Below are 24,422 nucleotides of genomic sequence, written 5' to 3'. Positions count from 1 at the left end.
AAGCACCACTCTTAAACTAAAATTCTACTTCTCTAATTGTGCTACAATTGCTTTTGCTCTTTTGCCTTCTTCTGTATTTCCATAGCTAACTGCTACAAATTCTAAGGCTGTTTTATAAGCCTCTTTGTCTTGGTATTTACCTATAGCAAAAGCTTTTAAGAGTTCAAATTTAGGAATTAATTCTGAATTAGTAATAGTAGGTAAAAATTCATCAACCTTAGTAACAACTTCTTCAAACTTATCTTCTTTGTACAAATAATACATTTTTTTATATGTATTTTCTATTTCATTTACTGCAACTTCTTCTTCGAATTTTGTATTTGGGTTCTGAATGACTTGCGCAAACTTGGTATTTGGATACTGATTTAGAATTACATTTTTATATTTTTCAGTACTTGAAACATCACCTAAATTTATATAAATTTGATATAAATGCCAGTTTATTGGTAAAATTAATTCTTTAGCTGGCTGCAAAGAAGCAACTCTTTCTAAGCGTTTTTTTGCTAATTTCTGATTTTTAAACTGCTCTTTATAAATTAAACCTAATTCGTATAAAGCTTGATTTCTATCGATTTTTAAACTGTCTATTTCTGTTTTTTCTGTAGGAATTGTAGCTAAATAGGTTTCTAAATCATATTTTAGATTTACTTTTTGTACTTGAGCAGAATCTTTAGTTTCACTACCAATAGTCGTTTTTTCTAACCACCTCCAATTATCTTCTAATTTTCTGGTTCCCCAGATTTTTTGGAATTCAGATTTACCAAAACTTAAAGATTGATTGTTATAAAAATACCAATTTCCTTTATTCGCAGATTGTAAGCCTCCATCAGTATTACCAAAAGCCAATTGATTTAATCTTATTTGTGCTGCTTCTTCATCAGCAATTTTTAGTTTTTCTATATAATTTTCGAAAAACTGTTTTTGTTCGTCTTCGGATAAAGATGCAATTCTTACAATACTATCATTTTTAGCAACAACATTTTCGAACTTAATTAAGGATGCTAAGTTTTTATGTTTTCTTTTTATTCGTCTAATTCTTAAATTCAAAGTGTCTTTAGAAACTTGCAAAACACTATCATAATAAGCACTTGCTAATTGATAAGCATCTTCTTTAAAAGAAATGTTTCCTAATTTTTCGTAAGTAAATGTTTTCTGTTTATCACTACCATTTTTGGCTCTTAAAGATTTATTATAAAAATCTAAAGCCAATTGAATGCTATCGTTATTTTGATGTAAAACTCCTGTTTGATAATACAATTCATCTAAATAAGGTCTATTGTCTCTGTTTTTTATCAGCTTTTGTAACTTTTCTAAAACCACATTTGCAGTAGAATCATTAGGCGAATTTTTAGCCAATTCTATATTTGCATGAATTTTATATTTGTAAGGTGCTTTTTTAAAGTCGATTAACTTTTGGTACACTAAACTTGCAGAATCTTTTTTGTTTTCTTGGTTATACATTTGCCCTAAAACAAATAAATTTCTTGCTGCTTGAGCTCTATTATTTAAAGTTCTTGTTGCTAATTGTAAATGTTGTTTTGCTTTTTGCAAACTATCAATTCTTACATAAGCCATTGCTAAAGCTGTGTGACCTTGTTCTTTAATTTCGTCTGGTAAATTGGCTTCTAATGTATCTCTAACCACCAACAACAGCTTCATGGTTTCTATGGCTGTTTCTTCATTATCCATTCTAATGTTGGTTTTTGCGCGCCAAATTTTAGTTTCTGCAATTAGATTTGCTTGCGGATAATTTGCAATTACGTAATTAAAAGCCTCTACAGCAGGCACAAAGCGTTGTTGATAATAACGAGATTTACCCAACAACAAATAAGCATCATCTATTTGCCTGTTACGTTCATAACCATCAATATTCATTCCATGTCTTTGAATGGCTTTTATGGCTTTTTCTTCTGCTTTTTCGAAAGTTGTAAGTTCTTTTTGTACTTCTGCTTTTTGTTTAGAATTACCAAAGCCAGCACCTGGACCATTGTTAAATTTAGGAATCACGAATTTATCTTCATCAAAAACAATAGGTTCTATTGGTAATTGCTGAAACCAATCGTCTTTATACTCTTCATTAATAGCATCTACACCTTCTTGAAGGTATTGTTTACCATTAAAAAGAACATTGTATTTTGTAGTAAGTGCTTGGTAATTTCTACTTATAAATGTGTCTTTTTTTGTACCACAAGCATATATGGTTGCAAAAATGATAACTACAATAAGTGTTTTCTGCGTGTTTTTCACACTTGTAAATCTAAATGAATTATTTTTTTATAAGAGCCAAAAGTTCTTATTTACAACTGATTTATGACAAAAATAGTATAAATACAGTCTATAAAAATAATAATAAATAAAGAATTCTATATTTATTCAGCAAAATAGCTCTCTAATTCTTTTAAAGTTTCTGTTGATGTAACTATGTCTTTTACCACAGATCCTTTTTCTAAAACCACAATTCTTTCGCAAACTTCTGTTACGTGGGTTAAATCGTGACTAGAAACTAATACTGTAACTTCTTTATTCTCTGTTAATTCTTTAATAATTTTCTTTAATCGAATCTGTGTTGTAGGATCTAAATTAGCAAAAGGTTCGTCTAAAATTACTACTTGTGGGTTACCCATCATTGCAGCAACAATTCCTGCTTTTTTCTGGTTTCCTTTACTTAAATCTCTTAAATATTTTTTCTTTCCAATAATTTCATCATTAAAAAACTCATCGAACTTTGCTATAAACGTTTTAACATCAGCTTTATTCATCCCTCTTAAATCACCAATAAAATCGAAATATTCTTCTGGTGTTAAATAGCCTATTAAAAAAGATTCATCAATAAAAGAACCTGTAAAGTTTTTCCAATCTTCGCTTTGGTTTACAACAATATCATTATTAATAATTGCACCAGTTGTTGGCCTAATTAAATCTAACAAAATATTAAATAACGTTGTTTTACCTGCTCCATTATTACCTACCAAACCAAAACTTTGGCCTGTAGGTATTTCTATTGATGCAACATTTAAAACTTCTGCTTTTCCGTATTTTTTTGAAACTGTATCTATTGTAATCATTGTTGTCTTAAATTAAATTTTGGTTATTCTGATTGTTTAAATCCGTGAAGTGTACTGTATTTTTTTTGTTGATATTTTTTTTCAATAAAATTCATAATAGAATTTCTTAATAAAATTGAAATTATACCAACTGCAGCTATTGCAATGATTGCAGCATTAAAACCAACAAAATAATTAACTAATGCATAAATTATTATTGGAAATACTAAAACTGGTAGCATTACAATAAATTGAGCTGCACTTGTACCTTGTGTATTGCCAAAACCACTTGCACCTAAATCTATTCTTTTTTTATTAAAAGCACCCATATATAACATTACTAAAGGTGTAAAACCAATATTAAAGAAAAAACCTGCAACTATTAATAAGTACTTATCTAGGCCAAAATAGATATATGGTGTAGACAAAATAAAAAGTACAACAGTCATTACTACCATTAAAAACCATTTAGATTCTAAAAACTTACGATAAGAAAAATTTTGTGTCATTAACATTCTATAATGCTCACTATCCCAAGCAGGTACAAATTGCCCATAATTCATTGCGAAACCACCTGTTAAAAAGATACAACCATATAACTGCCATATTTCTGAATCTCTATATGTTTTTACAGTAAAAAACACTAAACCAAATAATAAGAAGAAAAAAGACATAAAAAAGACCATTTTTGTTCTTTTATTTCGCCAGATTAAACGAATGTCATTTTTTATAAAAGGAGCTACATCACCAAATTTATCTATAAATGATAAATCTGCAGAATTAACTTCTTCTTCTTTTAACTTAATTGCACCATCTAAATACAAAGCATTAGATAATTGTTTAAAATTTAAATAATAAAATATTGTTACTGATAACAAAGCAATAATTGAAAGTATTGGATAATTATAAACAGCGTAAAAGGCTTTACCAAAGTACACTGTAATATCTAAAAATTGATATTGATAAGACAACCAAACTACAGCCAAAAACACAACTAAAACACCAAGTGCAATGTTATTTTTATTTATTAAAAAGTTAATAAAATTGATACATAAGGTTAGCATTAGCATAAAAAACAACCAACCTAAAACACCAACTAAATTATATCCTTTAGAAATTAATACAATAGAAAAAGGGATGTATAGAATAAGTGCACCAAAATTAAAAAAAGAAAAAATGGACTTCGTTAATATATAATTCACCAATTTTTTCTTTTTAATAGAAAGTATCAGCATTGGTTTTATATCCATTACTGGGATTTTCTGTAAAATATATCGCATTATTAAATCTGAGATCAATAAAAAGATTAGAAAATTATTGACAACAATAAAAGGGTCTTTGTCTGGAAATTCTTCTTTAAGAATAAAATAACCTCCAACACTAATAGACAAAAAGCCTAAAAGCATCCAAAGCGCAAAAAAGCCCATTACTATTTTTAAAGCAACACTTTTTCCGAAAGAAGCAGAACGAAAAAACTGTTTCCACTCTAGTTTTAAAAAATGTGAAATCATAAAGTTTGGTTAAGTAGTTATTGTATAAGTAGTGCTTGCAATGTTTTTGTTACAAATTTTCAACCAATTTATATTCTGGATAGGTTTCTTGCAGTAATTCTTCTGCTTTTTTTGGAATAACTATTAAAGCTATATAAGAGTATAAAATGGCAAAAGTTATTAAACTGCAAACAAACATTTTTACATAAAATGATTCGCTATGTTTTAAAAAAGAGGATAAATGAAAGATATTTAAAAACACCAAAATACTACTAAAAGCACTTACTCTATAAATCATATCTTCTAGCAAATACTTTTTGCCATTTTCTTTAAAACTGCTCTTTGCTTTATTATTTAACTTTTGCGCTAAATAAACATCGATAAAAGCTAAAATCAACATTAATATAGATAAATAAGTGTTATTGATATTTAATGTCATTAAAAGGTAAAATGACATAAATATTGATGCTGTAATAATTATTTTAGGAATAGAAAACCATTCTTTCATTATTGTGAAAAGAACTTTATAATATTTTTTACTCAGTTGTTTTTGTTTGGCATCTACAACATCCATAAAACCAAAAATTCCGAATTTTTTAAAGGATTTATCACGAGCATTTTCAAAAGTTAATTTTGGGTTTTCTTCTAAAATTTGCTCAATATCATTGGCTAAATGATCTACCAATTCTGTTTGTACATCATAATGCTCTACATAATGTTTTCTGGCAAATTTGTATAGGTTTTCTATTTGGAGGTTTGTTAGTATCATAGTTTATACAATTACATTTGGATATTGTTCTTTTATCATTTTTTTATTCTGATGAAAAACATATTCTCCAGACCAATAAAACAACAATAGCAAGACAAAAACACCTAATTGAATAATGTTTTGAGTTGGATTTAAAAAACTTTCTTCACTTCTAAAATTTGTAATTGAATTAAATAATATTGATGTAAGGTTTACTATTTGTAAAAAGCTATTAGTCTTATTTAAAACCAAAAAAGTTTCTCTTTTTTCTTTATTAATTTTCCAATTCTGATAAAAGATTAAAACAGCAACAAATAGCAAAGATGGATAAGCCAAAAAGAAAAAATCTTTTTTATCCTCAAACAAATTCATCAACAAAAACAAAGTATAAAATAAACCTGCAGAAATTAAAATTCTAGGAAGTTTAAAAAACGTAATTAAATGTTTAAAAGACTGTTTGTAAAACTTTTTTTGAACAGATTTTGTTTTCTCTTTTAAAAGTTTGCTAAAACCTCTATCAGAAAAGTTGCTGTGGATGTTTCTAATTTCTTTTTTAAAATCTAAATCTGGATTTTTAGCTAACCTTTCTTCTAAAATATTTGCAAAATGATCTACAATTTCTGTTCTCACATCATAATATTTTATGCCGCAAGAAAAAATGAAGTTGTCTATTTGTAAAAGTTGTTCTTTTGATAATTCCATAGCTACGAAATTTATAGTCACAAGGCTTTTTTCATTTCTTGAACTCTATTCATTGCATTTTTATACACTTTGTATCCAGAAAAAGTAAAAATATAGTGTATAGGAAGTACTATAAATAATATGATTTTATGATACTCAATAGGAAAACCGTCCTCAATTCTTACAAATATTACTATAGCATTTAACGTCAAAAAAGAGAACATAAAGTAATTTAAAGCATAATCTCTATGAATAGATTTACCTAACTTTTTTCTAAATGTTTTAAATGCAAAAAAGAAATAAACAAATAATGGCGCAGCAAAAATTGCAAAACTTGTTTTCAAAAATACTTTATGAGATATATGTTCTGAAAGAAAGTAATAAGCAATTAAAATTACTATTAATAGCAAAACATAAAATGGCTTTTTAAAAAAATCTAGAAAACCTTGAAAATATTTCTTTCTATAGATTCTATTCACATTTTGCCAGCCTTTTCTGTTTAGGTTAGACAAATCTCCCAACCATTTTGTTTTTAATAAAGATTTGTAAAGCTCTGCTTTAAAATCATCTGAAGTAGCATTTTTTTCAATATCAGAAACAATATGATCTATCATTTCTACTCTTAAATCCCAGTATTTAATACCATTATTTTTAAAATGATTGTCTATAATTTGTATTTGTTCTTTTGTTAATTCCATAACTTATGAAATTTATTTTTTTTGATGGCTTCTTTGTGCTTTTTGTAGAAATAATGACAGATATAAGTAACTGCAAAACCTGCACTTTGAAAACTAATTAAAAAGGGAATAAAACTTTTATCATCGTTAAAATGATTGCCCATAAATAGAGGAAGTACTAAAAAGATGATTCCTAAATACTGCGTTTTTAAAATAAAACTGTAAGTTGTTTTTACTTTAGATTTATACACTTTTGTAATTAAAAAGATCAAATAAACTACAAAACTGATATTTAAACCGTTTAAAAATCCATTCGTAACATCTGCGAAACCCTCTGAAAAAACAATATGAAAATTTGTGAAAATTAGCATAGGTAAAAAATAACAAACCAAATACAAAAAGTAAAAAGGCTTAAATATTTTTACCGCATTTTTAACCACAATTTTAGACTCATGATATTGAAAACCAAAAAAGAAACTAGAAGATTCTCTAAAATGTTTATCCCATTTTAAAACAATTGTTTTAAAAGCGTTTTCAAAAGAAATGTTTTTATTCAAAAAGCTTTCTAAATCAGATATCATATGATCTAAAACTTCTACTCTTAAATCAATAAAATTGAATCTTTTTTTATCTAAATATTCTTCTACTTGCTGTATTTGTTCTTTTGATAATTCCATAGTTATGAAATTTTATATTTTTTGATAGCTTCTTTGTGTTTTTTGTAGAAATGGAAATAGCAAAATAAGTGCAAAATAAAAATTGATAGAAAACTTATGTTAAAAGAATTTAAAACACCATTTTCGGATAAAAACCTTAAAGAAAATAATATTGGAAAACCAATTACAAAACCCAAACTTTGTGTTTTTAAAACAAAACTATAAGTAGTTTTTACTTTTTTTGTATCCTTTTTTATAAATAGGTAAACACCTATTAAAAGACATATAAAAGTAATCCCATAAAACGCATAATTTAAAATATTTTCAATTGTAGCTGAAACCAAAATATTTGAATTATCAATGATAATTGAAGGTGTTAAACATGAAAAGAAAGATAAATAAAACCATTTTTTATATTGTTTCTTTGCCTTTTCTATTACCATTTTTGGAGCAGAATACATTATTCCAAAATAAAAACTAGAAGTGTCATTTAAATGTTTATTCCATTTATCAGTAACAGCATAAAATGCGGTTTCAAAATCTAATTTTTCGGATTCCATTTTTGCTTCTATATCAGAAATAATATGATCAAAAATTTCTAATCGAATATCTATATAATCAATCTGTTTTACATTTAAATAATGCTCTACTCTTTGTAATTGTTCTGTTGTTAATTCCATAGCTAATAATTTTTACTCCAAACTAAATTTAGGGTTCACCAAATGCTGCATCGTTTTTAAAAACTCTTGCATTTCTTCTAACTTATTCGCAGTTTCTTTGGTACCACTTTCTGTTAATTTGTAATATTTTCTAAGTCTGTTACCAACTTTTGCAACCTCAACATCTAATAAACCATCAGCTTCTAATTTGTGCAATGCAGGGTACAAAGCACCTTCTGTAATTTTTAGTTCGCCTTTGGTGAGTTCTTTTACTTTCTGCGTAATTTCATACCCATACATTTTATCATTAGTTTCTAATAATTTTAAAATGATGGTTTGTAAAGATCCTTTGTATAATTTCTGATTTCCCATGTTGTAAATATATACATAAATTTCTTATGTATAATATTCTTAGGTATAGTAATTTTAGAAAAAATAGATTTTAATTACTTTAGTAACTCAAAAGACAAACTATCTATGCATTTTTATAACTGCAAAAAACTACTGAGTTTTATTACAATCTTTACTTTATTCTTTTTTAATGAAGGTTTTTCACAAATTAAATTAACTGCAAATGGAGAAGGAGATACTTATGAGTTGATAAACAAAGTACTTATTTCAGAAAATAGAACTGCTGTAGAAGTGCCAGATTGTAATCATAAAGATTTTGGCAGACATATATCTGAAGTGTTTGATTCTACTTTAAATAAATATGTTTTTGAATTTATCATACATATTAAAAATGATAAGGATAGATGTAAACGATTTGATAGACAGCGCAATGAAATTAAAGCACACAAAAGATCTAATCCTATTATCTTAGCTACAGAAGGAGAAAAACTGAATTATAAGTGGAAATTTAAACTACAAAAAGGATTTAAAGCATCTTCTAGACATACAAATTTGCATCAAATAACATATAGATTAACAGAAACAAACGAACCTTTATTTGCTTTTATGGCTAGAGATAAAAAAGGGAAAAGAAGTTTTGATATAGTGTATATTGATCAAGATGTACAACAGGTTTTAAGTTCTGTAAAATTATCTAAAATTACTGGTAAATGGATTGTTGCAGACGAAACAATAATCTATGGTAAAAACGGAAGTTATGCTGTTACATTAAAAACATTAAGTGGTAAAACAATTCTTAAAGTTGATAAAAAAAACATACAAACTTGGTATGATACAATGGAGTATGCAAGACCAAAATGGGGAATTTATAGAAGTTTAAAACATGCCAATAAACTAAGAGATGAAAAAGTATATTTTGCAGATTTTGAAATAAATGATATTAAAACTGACAAATAAAAAAAGAGCAACTATCTCAATAGCTACTCTTTATAATTATTAGGTATTATATTACTTATTTACCTTTAAAACATCAGCAATTACCCTTTCTAAATCAGCTTTTGGTAAAGCTCCATTTGCCATTTGTGGTTCTCCTTCTACAGGACAAAATAACATTGATGGAATACTTCTTATACCAAAGGCAGCAGATAATTCTTGCTCTGCTTCAGTATCAATTTTATAGATATCTATTTTACCTTTATATTCTTCTGATAATTCTTCTAAAATTGGAGCAATCATTTTACAAGGGCCACACCAATCTGCATAAAAATCGATTAAAGCTGGTTTGTCTCCTTCAAATTTCCATGCTGCGTTTTCTTCAAAATTAAACACCTTTTCTAAAAAAGTTGCTTTTGTTAAGTTTTCTGTCATAATAAATCTATTTTACACAAAAGTAGTCGTTTTTTTAAGTTGATAATTACAAATCCTGATCTTGTAAATAATCAAAATGTTAAAAATCAGTAAATACTTGATAATGTGAAAATAACTTATCTTTTTAAAATGAAAATCAGATTTATTCCACACATTATTTTAGCAAGTATTACTTTAGCTTCTTATACCAAAGAAATATAGAAGTGAATTATCCTGAAACAGCAAAAAAACCAGTTGTAGATACCTTATTTGGCACAGCTGTAACTGACAATTATAGATGGTTAGAAGATGATAAAAGTGAACAAACTGAAGCGTGGGTAAAAGCACAAAACGCTGTTACTTTCGATTATTTAAGCAAAATACCTTACAGATCGCAATTAAAATCTCGTTTATCAGAATTGTTAAACTACGAAAGAATTGGAACTCCTTATACAGAGGGTGATTACACCTATTTTTCTAAAAATGATGGTTTGCAAAATCAGTCTGTTATTTATAGAAAAAAAGGCAATTCTGAACCAGAAATTTTCTTAGATCCTAATACTTTTTCTAAAGATGCTACAACTTCTTTAGGCACATTAAGTTTTTCTGAAAATGGAAAAACTGCTGCATATTCAATCTCTGAAGCTGGTTCTGATTGGAGAAAAATTATAATTTTAGATGTAGAATCTAAAACCATAAAAGAAGATACTTTGATTGATGTAAAATTCTCCGGAATTTCTTGGTATAAAAATGAAGGTTTTTATTACTCAAGTTACGATAAACCTAAAGGAAGTGAATTGTCTGCTAAAACAGATCAACATAAACTGTATTATCACAAATTAGGAACATCACAAAAAACAGATACCATAATTTTTGGAGCAACTCCCAAAGAAAAACACAGATATGTTTTTAGTGAGTTAACCAAAGACTACAAATATTTGGTGATTTATGCATCTGTTTCAACCTCTGGAAACAAGTTATATATCAAAGATTTATCAAAACCAAATAGTAAATTAATCACTGTTTTACATCATACAAAAAGTGATACATATCTTATTGATAATAGAGATAATAAATTGTATTTGGTTACCAATTTAAACGCAGCAAATAAAAAAGTGGTTACTGTTGATGCTGCTAACCCAACTTCAGAAAACTGGGAAGATTTTATTCCTGAATCAGAAAACGTATTGTCTCCTTCTACAGGTGCTGGATATTTTTTTGCAAGTTATATGGTAGATGCTGTATCAAAAGTATTGCAATATGATTTTGATGGAAACTTAATTCGTGAAGTAAAACTACCGGGTTTAGGAACTGCTTATGGGTTTAAAGGAAAAACCAAAGACAAAAAATTGTATTTTACTTTTACCAATTATAAAACGCCTAGTTCTTCGTTTAAATTAAATCCTGAAAATGGAACGTATACAACCTACTGGAAACCTACTCTTGATTTTAAGACTGATGATTACGTAAGCAAACAGGTTTTTTATACTTCTAAAGACGGTACAAAAGTACCTATGATTATCACACATAAAAAAGGATTGGAATTAAATGGAAAAAATCCAACAATTTTATATGGTTATGGAGGATTTGATGTAAGCCTTACACCAAGTTTTAGAACTACAATGGCTGTTTGGATGGAACAAGGAGGAATTTATGCTGTACCCAATTTACGTGGTGGAGGTGAATATGGAAAAAAATGGCATATTGCTGGTACTAAAATGCAAAAGCAAAATGTTTTTGATGATTTTATTGCTGCTGCAGAATATTTGATTGAAAACAAATACACTTCTTCAGAATTTTTAGCCATTAGTGGAGGCTCAAATGGAGGTTTATTAGTAGGTGCAACAATGACACAAAGACCAAATTTAATGAAAGTGGCTTTGCCAGCAGTTGGTGTTTTAGACATGTTGCGTTATCACACATTTACAGCTGGTGCTGGTTGGGCTTATGATTATGGAACTGCTAACGATAGCAAAGAAATGTTTGATTACTTAAAAGGATATTCTCCTGTACATAATGTAAAAGAAGGTGTTCAATACCCAGCAACTATGGTTACCACAAGCGATCATGATGATAGAGTTGTACCTGCACATAGCTTTAAATTTGCATCAGAATTGCAAGAAAAACAAACAGGGAATAACCCAACTTTAATACGAATAGAAGTAAATGCTGGTCATGGAGCAGGAAAACCAATTGCTAAAATTATTAAAGAAACTGCAGATATTTTCGGATTTACCTTGTTTAATATGGGTTTTGATCAGTTGCCAAATCTACCAAAATCGAAACTAAAGATTTAATTTTTTAATAATTATTATTATATGCTAAACCTCAAGCAAAATTTGAGGTTTTTTATCGCTTTAGAATTAGATTTTACTTCTAAAATTCCTGCTTGATGAGAGTTGAAAATGCTATAAAATTTGTACTGAATTCAATAAAAAAAGCACTTACAATTATGTAAGTGCTTTAAAATTATGAGTGGTCCCACATGGGCTACCCATTACTTATTAACTATCTGAAATACTGCTACTTAAACGTTTTATTTTTTTAATGCTCCCTATTTGAACACCTTTCTAAAACTTTTTATAATAATAAGAAAATAAAACAATAAAATCTACACTACTCCCTAATAAAAATTGATGTCACTTTTAGAATCAACCTACCTTCAATTTTACATATAGTTTCATTTCCCCTAAAATTTAGGCTAGGGGGGTAAAGACATATACTATTGGCGCACGGATGTATTACAAAGTTGAGTTGAAAACTCATGAATTATGTAGTAAAAATCAATAAAACCGCAGATAAATACAGCTTGTTAAAGGTTTTAATGTTGAAAAAGGGGGCATAATAAATATTTCTAAAAAGGATACAAATAAACATATAGTACACTCTATACTAATCAGTTAAACACCTATAAGAGTAGCAAAATAATAATTGTTGAATACTACAGTAGTACCCCACCCCATAAACTTCTAATATAATCTGAAATATTATCTATTGGGGTGGGGTCTTAATATGTATCACTCATAAATACTAAGTTCTTAATAAGGCTATTTTTAATTGTCCTATAATCTTTATCTGATGTTTAAGATTTTCTTCATAGGTGGTTATCTTTTTAAGCTTCTCTACTTTTATCTGCCATTGATCTGCTTCATAGTTTAGTAATGCTTTATTAATAACTTTTCTAGCATCATCTATAGTTATAAATGGAATTACAGAACCTTTGATATAAAATTTAAAATAGCGACCTACTTGAAGTGATAAACACAGATAATATAATAATTCTCTTTGTGCATTTGTTTCAGAAACTACTACAAAACAATTGGGACAAGGTTGATTCATGGATCTACCAGAATTTAATCCCTTGTTTAGAATGAAGAAGTGGGGTTTGCCATAGGTTCTACCTAATTTATGAGTTTTAATTTCGAAGTAATCTATATTAGTCATTCTTAAATTGAGTTTTTTGCTCTATTTTTTGAGCGAATTAGAAAAAGAATGACTGTATTATTGACGAGGCTTTTTTGTCAAGGTTTTACACGAAAACACTACCTCTGTAAGAGTCTGTATTGTATTATTAAATGTTTATTCTAGGTGGAGGTTTTCGTGGAAACTTTAGCTTGACCTTTACAAAAAATATGCGGCTGCTGATGGGAGGATTTAAATTTGCATTCTTTCTATATTACCTAAAAAAATAGATTTCAGAATGATTTTTAGATGTGTAGTAATCAGTTTATCAACTATATAAGTCTTATTGTTTTGAAAAACACAAGTAAAAAAATCGTGTTAACAATCAACTGTTTTAAATCTTTAAATGGTTTTTATTGACTTGCAGCGTAGCCCCCGCGAGCGGAACGAAGATGGTAGAGCATTAGCTCGTTGAAGAATGAATAAGAGCGTGCTATAGCTACGTGAAACGCTGATGGCGTACGTTATTGATAATTAATACTAACTAATCTGAACCCCTTCCAAATTTTGCGGCTGCAAGACAAGGGAAACACAATAAATGGAATGTAACGACTCGTATCAATTAATAGAAGCCAGCATTTATTTACAGATCACATGCAATAAACTAATTAATATTAAACTATATATTTTCTATAGCATAAATTGCTATTAAAACTCACAAATAATCTGTGAATAATGCGCGCTGAGATGGTTTTTATTAATAATATATACCTTAATTACTTCTGCAGATGTTCTTAAGAATAATAATTTAAAGTGAAATGGAATGTTTGTTTTTCTCTTGTGCGCGTTGGTAGAATCTTGTGCGATTTTTCTGAGCACGTGATTTCTCCAAATGGCATTAAAATTCAATAATCTTCAAGCAATAAATAAACAATAACTATGACATCAAATAGTCTGAGAGACAAAGCGGGCTCGCAAAGAGTGAAATAGCGTTTTCCTCTTAATAAAAATGCATGCGTAGCATATCTTCTTTAGATTTTAAGAGTAAAGAAAGCTATGGGTATCCGAATAGAGTAGCGTATGCAGTAGAACAAAGGAGAGAGCTGCAATGAGCACCAGCTGGAGCACAAATTGTGGCAGAACGAATGGTAAGTACAAATACGATCGAAGGAGAATTTTTAATTATGTTCTACGGAATTAAGTGGAATGACTGAGGGACACCTTATTACCCTTTTTATATAACTTCACTTAACTATCCATCCCATTAATAAAAGTCTCTACAAAGTTCACTACTTTATTTAAGATTCTATCGCCTATTGATTTACGTTTTAAAACGCTTGGTTTTGTACCCTCTATTAAATCTAATAATTCATCACGTAAAGGCTCTCTTTCTGCATAAAGATAATCTTCTATAAGTTTTTGTGTTTTTTCTGATGATAGATTTTCTTCTTTAACAAATACTTCAAATGCTTTATGTTGTTCTTCTGACCAAAACTTTTCAAACTCTTGTGGTATGGTTTCAGAATCGTCTATTTGAGGTAAATTATCTTCGATAAATTTTTCTATTAACTCTCGTTTACTTCTTAAATTAGCTTCACCTGTTAACGCATCTATAATCTCTTTTTTCTTAGTTTCTTGTTCTTCTTTCTTAACATCTTTTAAGGATGCCAACAGTTTTAGAATATAAGTAACATTGATTTCGTCTCTATGGATTAATTCTAATTCAAAATCTACATCATCAAGTATAGATACTTTTTCTTTTGCATTATCGTGTTTGGTTTTTTGCCATAAATCAAGATATTTACTCCTGTAGTCATTAAACAACTGTTCTTCCATTGCTAAATCTTCCCAATCGAAATTAGCAAAGGTTGTCATTGTGTTTTTTAAACGCATTAACTCTCTAAATGCCTTAATAAACTCTAATTCATCTTCTTCACTTACTAATTCATTTACACTATTAATTGTAGGAACTAATTCCAATAGATTTTTATAGGCTTCATCAAATTTATCTACATAATCTTCGTAAGGTTTCATTATAATAACATCTATCGCTTCTTTATTACTAAAGAGTGTTATTGCTTGATCTGTTACCTTTTTAAGGTTACGGAAAACTACAATATTACCTTGTGATTTCTGCTCGTTTATAATTCTATTTGTTCTTGAATACGCCTGTATTAATCCGTGATACTTTAAATTCTTATCTACATATAAAGTATTCAAAGCAGGACTATCAAAACCTGTTAAAAACATATTTACTACTAACAGAATATCAATTTTACGTTCTTTTACTTTCTTTGATATATCATTGTAATAATTGTAAAATGACTGACTATCTTTTGTTGAGTAGCGAGTACCGAACATTTTGTAATAGTCCTCCATATAGCTTTCTAACTTGTCTCTTTTATGTAGGTTTAAATTGTATTCAGCATTAGGTTCGGCTGCTATTGCTACTTCTTCTGGAATATATCCGTTTGCATCTGCATCGTCTTCATTCGCTACATAACTAAATATGGTTGCTATTTTTAGATTGTGTTCTCCTGCTTCTTTTTTACGTTGTAGAATATCATAATAATTGACTAACATATCTGTACTACCCACACAAAACATTCCTGTAAATTCTTTGCTGTGTGTTTTACGGTTGTGATTTGCGATAATATAATCTGCTATTTTTTCTAAACGTTTAGGCGATTCCATTAACTCTTTTCGATCAATGTCTTCTACTTCAATATCTATTTCTGTTGCTGACTCTTTTTGCTTGTATTTACCTACATATTCTACAGCAAACTTTAATACATTTTCATCTTTAATTGCATCTGTAATCACGTACTTATGTAAGCAATCACCAAACAATTCTTTGGTAGTACGTTTTCCTAATTCGTTTTTAACTGCATTATCTGCAAATATTGGTGTGCCTGTAAAACCAAACATTTGATAGTTATTGAAGAACGCTTTTATACGGTTGTGGGTTTCTCCAAACTGGCTACGATGACATTCATCGAAAATAAAGACGATCCGCTCCTCTTTCATTTTCTCCATCTTCGCTAAATAGTTCTTTTTACTAATGGCTGTGTTTAGCTTTTGAATGGTAGTTACAATAATCTTCGTATCATCACTAAACTGTTTTACTAATGCTTTTGTATTATCTGTACCATCTATACTGCCTTTAGAGAAGCTATTAAACTCTTTGGTAGTTTGATAATCTAAATCTTTTCTATCGACTACAAATACCACCTTTTTAACTTGTGGCATTTTCATAATTATTTGACTTGCCTTGAAAGATGTAAGCGTTTTACCTGATCCTGTAGTGTGCCATATATAACCATTATGCGTACTGTTTTTAACCTTATCTATAATGCTTTCTACTGCATAATATTGATACGGTCTTAGCACCATTAATATTTTATGCGTTTCGTTTAATACAATGTATTTACATATCATTTTAGAGATATGACAAGGCTCTAAAAACTCTGATGTAAAACCATTTAAAATATTGGTTAAACGTTTGTTTTCTTTGTCTGCCCAAAAGAATGTTTGCTTGAAAGATTGATGCCTGTTATTTGCATAGTATTTGGTATTTACACCGTTACTAATTACAAATATTTGCACGTATTGAAATAATGCAGATTTAGCACCAAACGAATGCCTTTGATAACGGTTTATTTGATTAAAGGCTTCTTTCATTTCTAAGCCTCTGCGCTTTAACTCTATTTGAACTAAAGGCAAACCATTGACTAATAAAGTTACATCATAACGATTTTTATAACTGCCCTCAATAGTAACTTGATTGGTTACTTGATATTGATTTTGACACCAATGCTCGGTATTTAAAAACTCGAAATATAGATTATCGCCATTATCGCGAATAATATGTTGTTTTTCACGTAATGTTTTTGCTTTCTCGAATACAGAACCTTTGCTTAAAATATTTAAAACACGCTCAAATTCTATAGCAGTAAACGTAATATTATTATGCTTTTCTAATTGTGTTTTTAAGTTTGCTAGTAAAGATGCTTCATCTGGAATACTAACTTTAGCATAGCCTTGATTTGATAGCTGTTCTATTAACTGATTTTCTAATACTTGTTCTGGTTGTGTACTCATAAAATTATTGCCATAAAGGCTCATTTTTCCAATTTAATAAATTCCCATTTCCATCTGATGGAATACCTACATACCGAACAGGAACAGATGGATATTTGTTAAATAATGTATCTAATCTTTGTGTTAATGTATTTGTAGGATTTGCTCTATTTAGCATATACTTTAATACACATAAAAAGTAAAACATTCGTTTATTATTTTGATAGTTACTACCAATCCAAGCTCCTTTTGGTTTTAAAAGTCTGTTAGGCTCAATTGCTAAATCTCTATTCCATAATCTTGAATGATGCGCACATAAATTTCTTACATATGTTAAACTATGCAACCAAGAGGTAAACACTTTGTGATGAACATCAAAAAAGGAAGCTATTCTTTTTTTATCGGCATTGTTTCGTAATCCTCTGTAGATATGTGACAACTCTCCCATAGTTAACAACTCTAAACACATCCAAGATGGTGGGTTTGCTGGCGAATTATAATTATCTGTATAATGCTTTATAAAGACCTCTGGTGTACGTTTTGTTTTTGCTTTAGAAATAATGTTTTGCAAATCGTTATAGGGATCTACTAAGTTACCTACTCTGTTGTAAAAAGGATTAACAAATAACGCTTTGTTATCTTGCCAATGTGCATCGTTATAATGCACTGCCATTGCGTATATAAACTGTGTGCGAATGGCAATTTCTAAACGCTCAATACAATCAAAAACCAATAAACGCAAGTCTTTATCAAACATATATGTTTCAATAATTTGACTAAAGGTTGTGCCTGCATTAAAAGTATCTTTTGTTTGCTGATATGGTAAAAAATAGGCACTTAACCTGTAATAACTTATACTCTGTAAATATGCAGTAGCTTCAGCAGGGTTTTGAATGGTTAAGTTTCTACCTTGAAGTTGTGTGATTTGGTCTTGAAAAGACAACGGTTGTTTGGTGTACTTTTTTTTATTCATAGCATTAAAAGAAAAAACCTTCCGAGTGTGCATTGTAAAGAGGCATGGAAGGTGTATTATTGTTAGTGTATGTACTGTCTAGTGCTATGTAAACAAAAACACTGCTGTGCTTTGTTGGTACAAAAATACATTTTTTATACAACCTAGCATAACTTATTAACATTTTTGTGATATTTTTTAACAATCCTCTCATTTTTAACTAATTATATTTTGAGAAAGTATTACACAAACATCTGTTGCAACAAGCCTTTTTTATAGGCTTTTGTGTGTTCTATTTTGGTATTGACTAAAGCTATATTTTCATCTATTGCAGATAAAAAATTAGCGATTTTGGTTTGTTCTTCTACACAAGGTATACTCCACTTTATTTTTACAAATTCTTTTTTACTCATTACTCTATTTCTTCCAGCACCACCTGGTGAAATTAAATCAAGAATATTTCTAAATTTTTTTTGAATAATTACATATTTAAAAAACTCGTGAATTACTAAGTCTCTATTAAATGTATAAGTTGGAAATCTATGAGATACGTGAGCACCTTCATCTTCTTTTTTCACTATGGCTATTGCACCCTCCCAAGCAAAAGTTATATTTACTATCAAATCGTTTTCTTGAACTACAAAAAGTTTCTTCATTGAGTTTTTAGAAGGATCTGAATTAGGTTTCTGAAAAGTACCTTTACAATGACTTCTTATACCAATGGCTAAATAATTATTATTTGGCTTATCAACTTCTCTCAATGTGGTAATTAAAAAATCTGACAACTTAAGTTTCACCCACTCAGGAAACAAACTCCCATCTTCCATTTTAAACCTAAATTCTTGTTTAAAGATTTTTTGCATTACTCCTTTCTTGTATTGTTCTAAAAGGCTTTTCTTTTTTTCTAAAGTCTGTATTTGGGTATCTATGGTAGTTAGAAAATTGGCTATTTTTTGTTGTTCTTCTAATGAGGGAATATTAAATTTTAGTTTAAATAAATCCTTAGAATATATTGCGGCTACACTCGTGGTTCCTGTTGCTATTCGTCTTAGTTTTTTTATTCCTTGAAATGAATTAAGACTGTAATTCATAAAATAATTATTTTCAAATTTTATATACATAAGATTTGAGTTATAATAAGCTTTTGGTAATTCATTTCTCCATATAGCAACTTTACCAACTAAATCAAGCGTATTTCTTGTGTTAAAAAAAAGATCTCCTTCTTTAATTAAATCTTCACTTTTAAGTTCTTCTTTTTCATCTATATATTCTAATTTATCAAGCTTAATACTTCCTCTTCCTAAGTTTCCCATTTTAATTAGTGGGTAGTCGTTAGGGATTTCAGAATTGGAATAGTTACCACCCAATCTTGATGATAATAACATCTCAGAAAAGAACTTATTTTGCCACTCCTTCTCAAAACCCACAAACCTCAATTCTGGAATCAACCTTTTTTCTTTCTGCATATTAAAAAGGTGTTTTAATGTTTAGTTCTTTACAGAAAGAAGCTATTAGCGTTTCGTTTTCTTTTAAATCGGTATTTAAACTTTCAATTTCAGTAGCTACAGCATCAATATCAATTGACTCTTCTTCTTCAAAAGTATCTACATAACGTGGTATATTTAAGTTGTAGTCGTTTTCTACCACTTCGCTTAAAGGTGCGACATAAGAATATTTGTCTTCGGTTTTACGTTCACGATACGTACTTACAATTTTATTCATATTAGCCTCACTTAATATATTTTGAGTTTTCACTTTCTCAAAATTTGCGCTGGCATCTATAAATAAAATGTTGTTAGGGTTTTCTCTACATTTTTTAAATACTAAAATACAGGTTGGTATAGAAGTACCGTAAAATATATTGGCAGGCAAACCTATAACAGCATCTAAACAGTTTTTTTCTTCTATTAAGTATTTACGTATGTGTGCTTCTGCACTTCCTCTAAACAAAGCTCCATGAGGTAATACCACTGCCATTTGTCCGTTTTCCGCTAAATGATGTACCATGTGTTGTACAAATGCAAAATCTGCTTTGCTACCTGGTGCTAATTTTCCATATTGACTAAACCTGTCATCACTCATAAAGAGTTGATTCGCACTCCACTTTGCAGAAAAAGGTGGGTTTGCTACAATAGCTTCAAAACGATGTTCTATATGCTGTGGATGCTCTAAAGTGTCCTCTTGTTTAATATCAAACTCACGATAATGCACACCATGCAATATCATATTCATACGCGCTAAATTGTAAGTTGTACGGTTTAATTCTTGACCGTAAAAGTTGTTTACTTCATCTACTTCTTTAGCAACACGCAATAGTAAAGAACCAGAACCGCAGGTTGGATCATATACAGATTTTAGTTTCTTTTTACCTGTTGTTACCAACTTTGCTAACACCATACTTACCTCTTGTGGCGTGTAAAATTCACCTGCTTTTTTACCTGCTCCACTTGCAAATTTCCCTATTAGGTATTCGTAAGCATCACCTAATACATCTAACTCTGTGTTTTCTAATTTAAAATCTATTTTGTCTAAGTGTGCGAGTACTTTAGCGATAATTTCATTACGCGCTTCTGGTGTTTTTCCTAACTTGGTAGAGTTTAAATCCATATCTTCAAAGAGATCTTCAAAATCTTCTTCACTATCCGTACCCATTGTGCTGTTTTGGATATTGTTTAAGATTTTTTGCAAGTCTTCTAATATGAAGTTGTCTTTTGTATTGTACGTTAATGAAGTATCTTCTGCTACTGTATCGCTTTCTGTAGAATCTTCATTATGATTACCACGTTTAGAAACTGCTGAAAATAATTCTGATGGTTTTAAGAAGTAACCCAATTTTTCTAAAGATTCTTCTTTTATAGCTTCTATGTATTCTTGACCGTTTTCTGTGTTTTCGTCTATTTCAGAAAATAGAAATGCATCACCACCTTCTTTCAATATTTTGTTAGCGTATATTTCCATTCTCTCAGAAAGGTACTTGTAGAAAATAAAGCCTAATATATAATCACGAAACTCATCTGCATTCATTTTACCACGCAGGGTGTTGGCAATATTCCAGAGTTGTTGTTCTAATTGCTTTTTATGATCTTCTGACATTGTAGAATAGCTATTTTTTAAATTGACTTTAAAAATAGGAATCTTTTTAAACATATAGTGTAAAAGTAGTACCGTAATTGTAGAAAACTTTTCTATATATTTTAAGGGCTTGTAACCAATTTATATAATCTTAGTTAAAAGGCAATTATGAAATATTTACTATTGTTTTGAACTTTATATAAATACTTTAACTACAGCATATGTATTTATTTGTCAGAAAATTTTTCACAAAAAAAGCCTGAAACACCTGCTATAACTAAGTTTAAAGACATTAGGGGTAAATGATTTTGAGAAAACAATGGAAAGAAATAATATACCATTCTGTAAGATGAGCAATTTAAATTATTGATTGCTTATATTAAGTGGAGTTATAATTAAATATAACTCTAAGTTCTAAATTATAGAATAATTCTAGACTGAATTTAGAATCAATTTCGCGTTTTTTTTTTATAAATATTAACCGATTTTGGCATATAGTTTATAACCTAAATCAATAGCTACTTGTTCCATAACTTCTTTAACCGTTTGAGCGTGTTTTTTATTTGTCATGATTTCATCATATACATAAATAATACTGTTTGAAAGATTTTTCTTTTCTAGCCTTGATATTACTTCGCTCATAATTTCTACTTCTGCTTTAAACATTAGTGCAGATGTGCGTTTGTAGGTTTTTGACTTAGTTTTTTCTAAATTCTTTAGTAACTCTGGCTGGTTTTCTTTGTAGTACTTGTAAACATTCAACCTCTTCATACCTCTTTTGGTTGTGTTAAAAAATTTAAGATGCTCTAGTTTAGCGATATGAATAGGTATATCTAAGAAGTCTGCTATTATTTGATGATCTATATATACACCTGTTCCCCATAATTTAGAAGCTATATTTGGGTGCAATGCAGAGTAATCTACACCTACAATACTTTTATTGTTTAGCTTTAAACAAATTCTTATCCATTTCGGCATTAATGTAAATGATGTGGTTACTCGTCCTCCAGATTTAAAGTTTCCAATTTTAGGTAACATATAACCATTATCAGTATAAAGTTTAAAGAGCTTAATCCCATCTTCTATATAATAAAATTTCGGTAATTCATTTTCAGCTATACCAGCTTTCCTAAGCTCCTGTATTTTTTTATCATTTTTGGTTTTATTTCTTTTAAAAGCTAACTTTTTCCCTTTATTGTTCCACTCTATAGAAATTAGTTTTTTTGCATGTTTTATTAATTCCTCCTCTGTAGGTAGAGTTATATTTTTAGATGTATCTACTGCTGATTTTGCTATGGGGTTATCATTAATAAACCTAGATTGATCTGCATATAAAGTGGTTAGATTTTTTTTTAATTTATCAGATAGGACAGTGTATTTTACAAATGGTTTAGTAATCATTTCATTAGCCAGTTTATAGGCCTTAGGAAAATCTCCAACCTTATATGGGTTTTTAGTTGATCTAATAAGAATATCATTATCATATAAGAGTTCTAATGCTGCTTTATATTTTTTAGAACTAAATATTTTAGATATTTTTTTAGAACGTATATCTACGGAGTCAAACTTCAATTTATCGGCAAGGAATAGTGCATGCCCTCTATTAAATTCGTTTAAGAAGATTAAAATCTTTTCTCTAGCAACATCTGCATTTTTATCGATTACCTTTAGCTTTTTAGCAGATAATCTACTAACAATTCTTAAAGACCCTTTTGGGACATTTATAATGAAGGGATTAACATGATACTTGCCAAGAGCTTTGTAAAATGAGTCTTTATTTGAAGTCTTCTTAACCATTCTACAGAACCTTTATTAAGACTTAGGTGCATAAAGTTTATTTTTAAGTAGCTCCGTACAATAGCTTCTAATTTTTTCATCCGCAGTCATTTCAACCGGATCAATTCTTTTAGAACTTTCTTGTTTTTTAAGCGCAACCATAGCTTCCAAATCTTCTAGAGATAGATTGTCCATTACCATGGATGCTATTTTGTTCTTGAGCTTGAACATGCTTTACTAACTATTCTTTAATAATTAGTAAAACTCTAATACAGAAGCGGGTAATTTTTTAGTGGAAACTGCCCATTGAATAGAGGGCGATAAGTTATTTTTAAGCGAGTAAATTAAGGCTGAAACCTTGAAAATAGTATATGTAATATTCTGCATCATAATTATATTTTTTTTATAATATGATACAATTTTAGTCAATAGGAATAAAGTGTAAAAACCTTATTAAGAGTTAGTTAAAGTTGTTAAAAATGTTAGTGAAGGTTTAAAGTTTAGAGGAGGAAGTTGGGAAAAAGGTGAAGGTTGTGAAGGTTTTTTTAGTGTGTTTCTTTTAGTTTATCTGCAATCTCATTAAGTTTATTCTCAATATCTTCTTTGTATTTTTTTGCTTTTGTGTTCTGACTTAAATTACTAGATTCAATTGATAGGTTTGGAATGAGTTCCATTAGCTCCTTTGAAATATTATCCCTTGTTGTAGATGAATCTTTAGAAATAAAACTTAATACTTTACATTTATAGTACCAAAAAACAATTGCAGCTATCATACCATGACTATTTATAAAAGCTCCTTGCTCATCTAATACGGGATGTTTTATAGTTTTTAAAACATTGATGCACCTTTCTTCTATATCTTTGTTTATAAATAAAGTAGAGCTATCATCATTATGCAGAATAATTTGATTCTCCTTTTTCAAATTGGACTTATTTTTTGCTTTCGACAAAGATTCTGCTATACCTGTAATATTAGCTGAATTAATTATCACTTTAGAGGCAGTGATATCTTCCATATGATAAAAATATAACCCTCTATCAATTACTTTTGATAATATCCAATGATCCCCGTCAACACTAGGTTCAGGGTAATCAAAAAACTCTTCTATATCATCAGATTTAGAACAATATTTCTCTGATTCTAAAATTGAGTTAACCCAAAGTAGTTGATTCAAACACCAATGAATAAATTGGGATAAATCTTTAACATCAGTTGAATTAAATTTAGTGATGAATGCCAGCTCAGCATTATTGTAACTATTTGCTTCGGTTAAGGATAGAGAGCTTATTAGGAAATCTAAATACTTCTGATGTGGAAAATACAAATCTAAAATCTTCATTTTGAACATTTCTTCAACTTTCTTCCTGAACTCTTCATTTTTATGCATTAACAATGTCATTTAATTAATAATACAATATTAATATTTATATTTACAGAATACAATACCGAATACGGTTTTGATAAATAAACGAATATTAACCTCTCT

The 24,422-nt window shown here is 28.9% G+C and carries 20 protein-coding genes; 2 read left to right on the top strand and 18 right to left on the bottom strand.

Features of this window, described 5'->3' with window-relative positions; translation table 11 throughout:
• Nucleotides 1–24: 24 nt before the first annotated feature.
• From KO506_RS07070 to KO506_RS07030, 9 genes are all read right to left on the bottom strand, one after another.
• The gene (locus tag KO506_RS07070; RefSeq protein ID WP_215994201.1) at nt 25–2,247 is read right to left on the bottom strand and encodes a tetratricopeptide repeat protein; all 2,223 of its coding nucleotides are present in this window, start codon (nt 2,245–2,247) and stop codon (nt 25–27) included.
• A gap of 122 nt (nt 2,248–2,369) precedes the next feature.
• Nucleotides 2,370–3,065, bottom strand: a complete 696-nt coding sequence (locus KO506_RS07065) for an ABC transporter ATP-binding protein (protein WP_215994200.1) — start codon at nt 3,063–3,065, stop codon at nt 2,370–2,372.
• Nucleotides 3,066–3,088: 23 nt separating this feature from the next.
• A complete protein-coding gene (locus KO506_RS07060) occupies nt 3,089–4,555 on the bottom strand; it encodes a DUF5687 family protein (RefSeq protein WP_215994199.1) in 1,467 nt (488 codons plus the stop codon).
• 49 nt (nt 4,556–4,604) lie between these two features.
• Nucleotides 4,605–5,303: a hypothetical protein gene (locus tag KO506_RS07055; protein ID WP_215994198.1), complete on the bottom strand. Its 699-nt coding sequence runs from the start codon at nt 5,301–5,303 to the stop codon at nt 4,605–4,607.
• 3 nt (nt 5,304–5,306) lie between these two features.
• Nucleotides 5,307–5,984 carry a hypothetical protein gene (locus KO506_RS07050; RefSeq protein WP_215994197.1) on the bottom strand — a complete coding sequence of 226 codons (678 nt, stop codon included), beginning with the start codon at nt 5,982–5,984 and terminating at the stop codon, nt 5,307–5,309.
• Nucleotides 5,985–6,001: 17 nt separating this feature from the next.
• On the bottom strand, nt 6,002–6,661 hold the full coding sequence (locus KO506_RS07045; RefSeq protein WP_215994196.1) for a hypothetical protein: 660 nt from the start codon (nt 6,659–6,661) through the stop codon (nt 6,002–6,004).
• Nucleotides 6,652–7,317 carry a hypothetical protein gene (locus KO506_RS07040; RefSeq protein WP_215994195.1) on the bottom strand — a complete coding sequence of 222 codons (666 nt, stop codon included), beginning with the start codon at nt 7,315–7,317 and terminating at the stop codon, nt 6,652–6,654. The genes KO506_RS07045 and KO506_RS07040 overlap by 10 nt, the downstream gene beginning before the upstream one ends.
• 2 nt (nt 7,318–7,319) lie before the next feature.
• The gene (locus KO506_RS07035) at nt 7,320–7,976 is read right to left on the bottom strand and encodes a hypothetical protein (RefSeq protein WP_215994194.1); all 657 of its coding nucleotides are present in this window, start codon (nt 7,974–7,976) and stop codon (nt 7,320–7,322) included.
• 12 nt (nt 7,977–7,988) lie between these two features.
• Entirely contained in the window at nt 7,989–8,327 is a 339-nt protein-coding gene (locus tag KO506_RS07030; RefSeq protein ID WP_215994193.1) for a PadR family transcriptional regulator, read from the bottom strand.
• A gap of 105 nt (nt 8,328–8,432) precedes the next feature.
• Here KO506_RS07030 and KO506_RS07025 point away from each other — a divergent pair, with 105 nt between their 5' ends.
• Nucleotides 8,433–9,263 carry a heparin lyase I family protein gene (locus tag KO506_RS07025; RefSeq protein ID WP_215994192.1) on the top strand — a complete coding sequence of 277 codons (831 nt, stop codon included), beginning with the start codon at nt 8,433–8,435 and terminating at the stop codon, nt 9,261–9,263.
• Nucleotides 9,264–9,314: 51 nt separating this feature from the next.
• Here the strand turns inward: KO506_RS07025 and trxA are convergent, their stop codons facing one another.
• Nucleotides 9,315–9,674, bottom strand: coding sequence for a thioredoxin (gene trxA, locus KO506_RS07020; protein WP_215994191.1), 360 nt, complete (start codon nt 9,672–9,674; stop codon nt 9,315–9,317).
• 203 nt (nt 9,675–9,877) lie between these two features.
• Here trxA and KO506_RS07015 point away from each other — a divergent pair, with 203 nt between their 5' ends.
• Nucleotides 9,878–11,950, top strand: a complete 2,073-nt coding sequence (locus KO506_RS07015; protein ID WP_303436296.1) for a prolyl oligopeptidase family serine peptidase — start codon at nt 9,878–9,880, stop codon at nt 11,948–11,950.
• A 733-nt stretch (nt 11,951–12,683) separates the two neighbouring features.
• Here the strand turns inward: KO506_RS07015 and KO506_RS07010 are convergent.
• From KO506_RS07010 to KO506_RS06975, 8 genes are all read right to left on the bottom strand, one after another.
• On the bottom strand, nt 12,684–13,097 hold the full coding sequence (locus KO506_RS07010; RefSeq protein WP_215994190.1) for a DUF6943 family protein: 414 nt from the start codon (nt 13,095–13,097) through the stop codon (nt 12,684–12,686).
• A gap of 1,206 nt (nt 13,098–14,303) precedes the next feature.
• Entirely contained in the window at nt 14,304–17,156 is a 2,853-nt protein-coding gene (locus tag KO506_RS07005; RefSeq protein ID WP_215994189.1) for a type I restriction endonuclease subunit R, read from the bottom strand.
• Nucleotides 17,157–17,160: 4 nt separating this feature from the next.
• A complete protein-coding gene (locus KO506_RS07000; protein WP_215994188.1) occupies nt 17,161–18,108 on the bottom strand; it encodes an Abi family protein in 948 nt (315 codons plus the stop codon).
• A gap of 221 nt (nt 18,109–18,329) precedes the next feature.
• Nucleotides 18,330–19,553, bottom strand: a complete 1,224-nt coding sequence (locus KO506_RS06995; protein ID WP_215994187.1) for a restriction endonuclease subunit S — start codon at nt 19,551–19,553, stop codon at nt 18,330–18,332.
• Nucleotide 19,554: 1 nt separating this feature from the next.
• Nucleotides 19,555–21,180 carry a type I restriction-modification system subunit M gene (locus KO506_RS06990; protein WP_215994186.1) on the bottom strand — a complete coding sequence of 542 codons (1,626 nt, stop codon included), beginning with the start codon at nt 21,178–21,180 and terminating at the stop codon, nt 19,555–19,557.
• A gap of 456 nt (nt 21,181–21,636) precedes the next feature.
• A complete protein-coding gene (locus tag KO506_RS06985) occupies nt 21,637–22,956 on the bottom strand; it encodes a hypothetical protein (protein ID WP_215994185.1) in 1,320 nt (439 codons plus the stop codon).
• 15 nt (nt 22,957–22,971) lie between these two features.
• Nucleotides 22,972–23,130: a hypothetical protein gene (locus KO506_RS06980; protein WP_215994184.1), complete on the bottom strand. Its 159-nt coding sequence runs from the start codon at nt 23,128–23,130 to the stop codon at nt 22,972–22,974.
• Between the two features lie 350 nt (nt 23,131–23,480).
• Nucleotides 23,481–24,323: a hypothetical protein gene (locus tag KO506_RS06975; protein WP_215994183.1), complete on the bottom strand. Its 843-nt coding sequence runs from the start codon at nt 24,321–24,323 to the stop codon at nt 23,481–23,483.
• Nucleotides 24,324–24,422 lie beyond the last annotated feature (99 nt).

Source organism: Polaribacter vadi, from assembly GCF_018861005.1.
Lineage (GTDB): Bacteria > Bacteroidota > Bacteroidia > Flavobacteriales > Flavobacteriaceae > Polaribacter > Polaribacter vadi_A.
The sequence above is the reverse complement of the archived record's forward strand: the minus strand, read 5'-3'. Positions and strand labels throughout refer to the sequence as shown.

Bases quoted from the DNA above. Each gene is read 5' to 3' on its own strand.
- KO506_RS07025 (WP_215994192.1), top strand. From the start codon at position 8,433: ATGCATTTTTATAACTGCAAAAAACTACTGAGTTTTATTACAATCTTT.
- KO506_RS07050 (WP_215994197.1), bottom strand. From the start codon at position 5,984: ATGGAATTATCAAAAGAACAACTTTTACAAATAGACAACTTCATTTTT.
- KO506_RS06980 (WP_215994184.1), bottom strand. From the start codon at position 23,130: ATGGACAATCTATCTCTAGAAGATTTGGAAGCTATGGTTGCGCTTAAA.
- KO506_RS07005 (WP_215994189.1), bottom strand. From the start codon at position 17,156: ATGAGTACACAACCAGAACAAGTATTAGAAAATCAGTTAATAGAACAG.
- KO506_RS07045 (WP_215994196.1), bottom strand. From the start codon at position 6,661: ATGGAATTAACAAAAGAACAAATACAAATTATAGACAATCATTTTAAA.
- trxA (WP_215994191.1), bottom strand. From the start codon at position 9,674: ATGACAGAAAACTTAACAAAAGCAACTTTTTTAGAAAAGGTGTTTAAT.
- KO506_RS06975 (WP_215994183.1), bottom strand. From the start codon at position 24,323: ATGCATAAAAATGAAGAGTTCAGGAAGAAAGTTGAAGAAATGTTCAAA.
- KO506_RS07055 (WP_215994198.1), bottom strand. From the start codon at position 5,303: ATGATACTAACAAACCTCCAAATAGAAAACCTATACAAATTTGCCAGA.
- KO506_RS07035 (WP_215994194.1), bottom strand. From the start codon at position 7,976: ATGGAATTAACAACAGAACAATTACAAAGAGTAGAGCATTATTTAAAT.
- KO506_RS06985 (WP_215994185.1), bottom strand. From the start codon at position 22,956: ATGGTTAAGAAGACTTCAAATAAAGACTCATTTTACAAAGCTCTTGGC.
- KO506_RS06995 (WP_215994187.1), bottom strand. From the start codon at position 19,553: ATGCAGAAAGAAAAAAGGTTGATTCCAGAATTGAGGTTTGTGGGTTTT.
- KO506_RS07000 (WP_215994188.1), bottom strand. From the start codon at position 18,108: ATGAATAAAAAAAAGTACACCAAACAACCGTTGTCTTTTCAAGACCAA.
- KO506_RS07010 (WP_215994190.1), bottom strand. From the start codon at position 13,097: ATGACTAATATAGATTACTTCGAAATTAAAACTCATAAATTAGGTAGA.
- KO506_RS07060 (WP_215994199.1), bottom strand. From the start codon at position 4,555: ATGATTTCACATTTTTTAAAACTAGAGTGGAAACAGTTTTTTCGTTCT.
- KO506_RS06990 (WP_215994186.1), bottom strand. From the start codon at position 21,180: ATGTCAGAAGATCATAAAAAGCAATTAGAACAACAACTCTGGAATATT.
- KO506_RS07065 (WP_215994200.1), bottom strand. From the start codon at position 3,065: ATGATTACAATAGATACAGTTTCAAAAAAATACGGAAAAGCAGAAGTT.
- KO506_RS07030 (WP_215994193.1), bottom strand. From the start codon at position 8,327: ATGGGAAATCAGAAATTATACAAAGGATCTTTACAAACCATCATTTTA.
- KO506_RS07040 (WP_215994195.1), bottom strand. From the start codon at position 7,317: ATGGAATTATCAAAAGAACAAATACAGCAAGTAGAAGAATATTTAGAT.